Source organism: Gluconobacter kondonii (genome assembly GCF_002723995.1).
Taxonomy (GTDB): domain Bacteria; phylum Pseudomonadota; class Alphaproteobacteria; order Acetobacterales; family Acetobacteraceae; genus Gluconobacter; species Gluconobacter kondonii.
The window spans coordinates 1-4,431 of the sequence record NZ_BEWP01000042.1 but is presented as its reverse complement, the minus strand read 5'-3'; the positions used below and the strand labels follow the sequence as shown (position 1 = coordinate 4,431).

Below are 4,431 nucleotides of genomic sequence, written 5' to 3'. Positions count from 1 at the left end.
GACTTGCGCCAATGACTCACGATAGTGGTGAGAGGTGGACCCCATTTTTCGGACAGGTGTCTAAGCTATAATCCGACCTGAGAGAGGACGGGTTTTATGGGCAAGGTTACGCGCAAGAGGTATGCAGCGGAGTTCAAATCACGGGTTGCGCTGGAGGCGATCCGCGGGGAGCTGACGCTGGCGGAACTGGCTTCGAAACATGGTGTGCATCAGACGATGATTGCCCAGTGGAAGCGCCAGGCAGTCGAGGGCATGGCGGCAACCTTTTCGGGGAAGGCGGCGTCTGAGCCCCCGGTCAGCCCTGCTGATGTGGAGAAACTACACGCGAAGATAGGCGAGCTTCTCGTGGAACGGGATTTTTTACGCGATGCCTCTGCTCGGTTGGGCGTGATCAGAGGCGGCAAATGACATGGCATCTGCGCCGCCTGGGACATGAAGTCGGTCGCAAGCGGGTCCGGCGGCTCGTGGCGATTATGGGGCTGCGGGCGATCTACCAGAAGCCACGCACGAGTGTGCCCCATCCAGAGCATCGGAAATATCCGTATCTGCTGCGGGATCTGGTCATCGACCGGCCCAACCAGGTCTGGTGTTCCGACATCACGTATATCCCCATGAAACGGGGATTTCTCTATCTCGTGTCGATCATGGACTGGTTCACGCGCAAGGTCCTGTCCTGGCGTCTGTCGAACACGATGGACGCGGAGTTCTGTATCGAGGCGCTCCGGGATGCGCTGATGCGCTACGGCACCCCGGAAATTTTCAATACTGACCGGGGCTCACAATTCACGACGCCCCGTTTTACCGGGCTCCTGGAAGAGCGTCAGATCCGCATCAGCATGGATGGACGTGGGCGCTGGCTGGATAACGTGTTCATCGAGCGTCTGTGGCGGTCGATGAAATACGAATGCGTTTACCTGCACGCCTTTGAGACCGGATCAGAACTTCGAGTGGGGCTCACGAAATGGATCACCCATTATAACGGGCAGCGTCCGCACGCGGCACTGGCTGGACGCACGCCCGATGAGGCGTATCATGACGTGCCGATGCCCTCTGGTCCGGGGTTAACCCCGGACCAGAGGGCCAACAGCAGCGCCGTCAGAATGGCGGCATGACAACAACCGGGTATAGCTTATTCAAACCCAAAAACTGTCCAAACAGACGGGGCCACCTCTCTCCCAACCCGGCAGGCTGCTAAAGCAATTCGTACTCATTAAAATCTAAGGGTTGATTTCCAGCGTTTATGATGCGGCGTTTACCCGGCTTCACAATATAGCCATCAGCAGGATGAATATTCTCGGTTGTGACTAAGTTTTCGCCGTGTGCTTGGCTCAACAGGCGGTCTCCAGAGAATATAATGCGTACGCCCGGCCCAGATTGCTGATACTCTCCGGTGCTTTCTCCGGGCTCTAAATGGACATGCCAGCCGCGTACGCTGGGTTTATCGAGTACAAGGCTAAATCCTTTGACATTGCTTCGATCAGAGGGGCCGAAATGCCTTGGGCCAGCCTGCCTGATCTCGAAGGCTACCTGATGGTTGACGGTCTTACCGGTATTCTTGACGAGATCAGTATCGGGTTTTCCTTGATGGGCCCCAAAACGGATTTTACCGGTCATCATTTCCGTGTCTTTAGTGGGCTTGTCGGCGTATTGAATTTCGACAGGAGTTCCTTGAATCGCAGTATTTACGTAATCAAGATGCTGTTCATGCCATAGCGTGTGTTGCCCAGCTGGGATCAAAACACGCATGAGGGTGATGTCATCCGTCTGGGCGATCACATGATGCATGGGCTCTTCAGCTGTTGGTACGATTTCACTGGCAGGCGGATGTTCTTGTGCTACCGCCGGCGGTGTAATCAGCAAAAGTGTTCCTGAGAAAAAGGTAGTAGCCAACAGGCTTTTGATGAGCATGAGGAAATACTCTCTTTTAGTATCAGCGGATACGTTTGATAAAACTGCTGTCGATTTCAGAGGGTGAGTTCACGCCAAGTAGTGCCATATCTCGCGAAATTTCTTCGCGAAGAATTTTAATGGCGTGTTCAACGGCTGTCTTCCCGCCAAGCGCAGCAGCAAAGAGAAAGGGGCGTCCCAGAAGAGTAAAGTCGGCGCCTAGGGCCATGGCTTTCAGAACGTCCGTACCGCGACGGATTCCGCCATCTACAATAACCTTCATATTGCCTTTTTCTGCAGCAATTTCCGGAAGAATATCGAGAGGGCCGACGGCGTGGTCGAGCTGGCGTCCGCCATGATTGGATAGAATAATCCCATCTGCTCCGTGTTCGCGGCAAAGAACTGCGTCGCGGGGGGAGATAACGCCTTTTACGATCATGGGACCGTTCCAACGTCGACGGATTTGCTCAATGTGTTTCCAGGCGAGTTTATCACGCGCAACGGTATTGCGCAGCGTGCGAGACATCATTGGTGGTCCGCGCTCTGCTTCAGTATTCTCAAAGTGTGGGGCACCGTGAAACATGAATGTTCGGGCAACCGTACCCAAGAGCCAACGTGGATGCAGTGCGCTCTGAAACATGACGCGTGGGGTCATACGGATCGGCATGCTGAAACCTGAGCGGATATTATGCTCACGGTTTCCGAGGATCGGTGTATCGATCGTGACCACGAGATTGCGATAGCCAGCGGCTTCAACACGGTTCAGCATGCGATCAATGCGCTGCTCATCGCCAGCTAGATAAGCCTGAAACCATGCGTTGGGGTTAGCAGCGATGACATCCTCGAGTTTGATCAGAGATGAAGCGCTCAAGATCATCGGAATATTAGCTGCTTTTGCAGCATTAGTGAGTGCGAGATCTGCGCGATAGGCAACAAACGCAGCACCTCCAAGCGGACCAATCGCAAAAGGCGCACTATATGTTTGACCAAAAAGCTCGGTCGTCGTGTTGCGCAAGGATGTGTCTGTAAGAGCGTGGGGCGTAAAACCATAACGGCAGTATGCGTCCAAGCCATTCCGCATTGCAGAAGATGTTTCTACTGCGCCCGCCACGTATTGATAAATCATATTCGGGAGGCGAGGGCGCACCTTGCGTTCGAAGTCAGAAAGAGCAAGCACATCTCGTAGAAATGAGGGAGTCGTATCCGTAGGACGGACGGTGCTTGTCGTCAGAATGGGGTTCGGGACCTTCACCTCTTTTGCGACGGCAGTTTGCGTCATGATGTCTCCTTGGCGTTGGGCGCATAAAGGCGCTTTGGCGCCGTTAATAGAATGACAGACGAGCAGTCATATCTTCTCCCTCCACCAAATGGAAGCGGTTACACGGAAGATTGCTTGAGACGATTTTGTCTGTGAGCTTGAAAGGGGTAGAAATCACAAATGAATATAGCGCGTGAAGGACAGGGTATGAAAAACGAGGATGATACAAAAGTGACCAAGCCTGCTCGTTTACCTGTTGCTAAAGATGTCGCGCGTTTAGCGGGTGTTTCAATCGCAACGGTCTCTCGTGCACTCAATGGCTCTGAGAAAATTCGTCCAGAAACGCGTGCTACTGTATTAAAGGCAGCGTCCGATCTGGGATTTGTCGTGAATAATGCTGCCCGGGCCTTGAGTACACGGCGTTCTTATGCTGTGGGAGCTATTGTCCCAAGTCTAAAAAATGAAGTATTTGTTCGTGCTTTATCGTCATTTCAAAAAACATTAAGACAATCCGGATATCAGACTATTGTAGCAAGCACTGATTATGACATTGATATTGAGAGTCGAGAAGCTCGTTTTCTCATGAGTAACGGTGTCGATGGCCTTATGCTTGTGGGGGGTATACATGACTCCAACCTTTACGAGCGCGCTCGACAAGGAAATGTTCCAATTGTGCAGAGCTTTAGTCTTTCGGATGATCGATGCTGTGTGGGATTCGATAATCGAGAGGCTACACTAAAGGCGACACGTTATCTGCTCGATCTAGGACATCAGGTGTTGGCTGTAATTACTGGGACCAGAGCTAACAATGATCGTGCGGAGCCTCGAGCTGAAGGTGTGCGCCAGGCATTGGCCGAGCGTGGATTTCAACTCAATCCAGAGAATGATATTATCGTCTCTTCTGGTATTGTGGCGGGTAGAGATGCGGTTAGGCAGTTAATTTCAAAATCAGGAACCTTATATCCAACGGCAATTATTTGTGGAACTGATGAAATTGCTTTGGGTGTAATTAGTGAGGCGACGGAAAGGGGAATATTAGTTCCTCAAATGCTTTCTGTGATCGGGTTTAACGATTCTAATTTTGCATCAGTTGTATCTCCGCCATTGACCACGATTCGCGTAGATGCTGATCGGATTGGGCAGTTGAGTGGGGTGGCTATGCTGGATCTGTTACAGGGTCACAATACCGTTCAGATTACGCGGGTGACGCCTGAATTGGTTCTGCGTGGAACAACCGCGCAACCCCTCTCAAGGCAAGGCTAGGGCGGTTCCGCTTTAATCTGGTT

At 52.1% G+C, this 4,431-nt stretch carries 3 protein-coding genes and 1 pseudogene; 2 read left to right on the top strand and 2 right to left on the bottom strand.

Annotated elements, in window-relative coordinates; all coding sequences use genetic code 11:
* Positions 1 to 96: 96 nt before the first annotated feature.
* Positions 97 to 1,112 (top strand): annotated as a pseudogene (locus tag GKO01_RS15470) (IS3 family transposase).
* Between the two features lie 79 nt (positions 1,113 to 1,191).
* On the opposite strand, the gene GKO01_RS15465 reads toward GKO01_RS15470, so the two are convergent.
* Together GKO01_RS15465 and GKO01_RS15460 are read right to left on the bottom strand one after the other, a co-directional pair.
* The gene (locus GKO01_RS15465; RefSeq protein ID WP_099287770.1) at positions 1,192 to 1,908 is read right to left on the bottom strand and encodes a hypothetical protein; all 717 of its coding nucleotides are present in this window, start codon (positions 1,906 to 1,908) and stop codon (positions 1,192 to 1,194) included.
* A gap of 22 nt (positions 1,909 to 1,930) precedes the next feature.
* Positions 1,931 to 3,166 (bottom strand): alpha-hydroxy acid oxidase, encoded by a 1,236-nt coding sequence (locus GKO01_RS15460; protein ID WP_099287769.1) that lies wholly within the window; start codon positions 3,164 to 3,166, stop codon positions 1,931 to 1,933.
* Positions 3,167 to 3,352: 186 nt separating this feature from the next.
* On the opposite strand from GKO01_RS15460, the gene GKO01_RS15455 reads away from it, so the two are divergent.
* On the top strand, positions 3,353 to 4,408 hold the full coding sequence (locus GKO01_RS15455; RefSeq protein WP_099287768.1) for a LacI family DNA-binding transcriptional regulator: 1,056 nt from the start codon (positions 3,353 to 3,355) through the stop codon (positions 4,406 to 4,408).
* The last annotated feature ends 23 nt before the right edge of the window (positions 4,409 to 4,431 follow it).